This is a genomic window from Paraburkholderia sp. BR14374 (assembly GCF_040948685.1).
In the GTDB taxonomy this organism is placed as follows: domain Bacteria; phylum Pseudomonadota; class Gammaproteobacteria; order Burkholderiales; family Burkholderiaceae; genus Paraburkholderia; species Paraburkholderia youngii.
Map to the genome: position 1 here is coordinate 1 of NZ_JBFPKF010000106.1, position 1014 is coordinate 1014.

Consider the following 1014-nt stretch of genomic DNA (forward strand, 5'->3'; position numbering starts at 1 on the left):
TGTTCCAGAACCATTCGCACAGCCCGCTCACGAACTTCAGGCGAGTACCTTGGGCACTTCTTCTTCGTGTTTTCCATAGCTCCATTTTCTCAAGAAGTGGAGCCTCCGGAAATCCCGGGGCGGTTCAGGTTGTCGCTGGCGCACACGACGATTCTGCGTTGGGTGCGCCGCTATACGCCCGAGTTCGTCAAGCGCTGGAATCATTTTGCCACGTCTGCGGGACGGTCGTGGAGGGTTGACGAGACGTACCTGAAGATCCGGGGCAAATGGGTTTATCTATATCGGGCGGTGGATCGGGACGGCCAGACGGTAGACTTCATGCTCAGGGCAAAGCGCGATGTGGCCGCGGCAAAAGCCTTTTTCGGCAAGGCAGTCAAACATCAAGGCCAGCCACCGGAGACGGTCACCCTCGATGAGTATGCTGCGTCGCACCGGGCCGTGCGTGAGATGAAAATTGACGGCCTGCTTCCCGAGGACACGAAGGTGCGCTCTTCGAAGTATCTCAATAATCTGATCGAACAGGACCATCGTCACATCAAGTCAAGAACGAACGTGATGCTTGGATTCAAACGGTTCAGAAGTGCCGCGATCACGATTTCAGGCATCGAGTTGATGCATCGCATTCGCAAGGCGCAGTTCGACCTCTGCGCGCTCAGGCTCAGCGATACCACCGCGCCCGCGGTTTGGAACGCCGTCCTGTTCAATCGATAAGGTATCCAAATCTATAAAGATTATTTCGACCACGCTACCTAATTGCACTGGAGCCCCTCAAGGGGCCCAGCATGAGCTGCAATGCCGCTTTTATGGCTGTTATCCCCGGCGGTCGGTCAAATTCCTCCAGGTATGGTCACTTCAAAATCCCCAGGTAACGATCGCTGGCTGAGCGGTCAGAGGTGGCGCCGGAATTTCGGACAAGGTCGGTAAGTGGAACGGTCGGGGCCTGAGCTGGTCATAGGGACCAGCAAAAGGAACCCAAAGATGGCAAAAAGAAGCGGCCGGTCGCATAGCCCGGCA

General features: G+C 56.1%; 1 protein-coding gene. It reads left to right on the forward strand.

All coding sequences use genetic code 11. The annotated features are described in order from the left end of the window. Window positions 1–12: 12 nt before the first annotated feature. Complete coding sequence (locus tag AB3X86_RS38200; RefSeq protein ID WP_368599894.1) at window positions 13–711, forward strand: IS6 family transposase; 699 nt, start codon at window positions 13–15, stop codon at window positions 709–711. Window positions 712–1014: the final 303 nt, after the last annotated feature.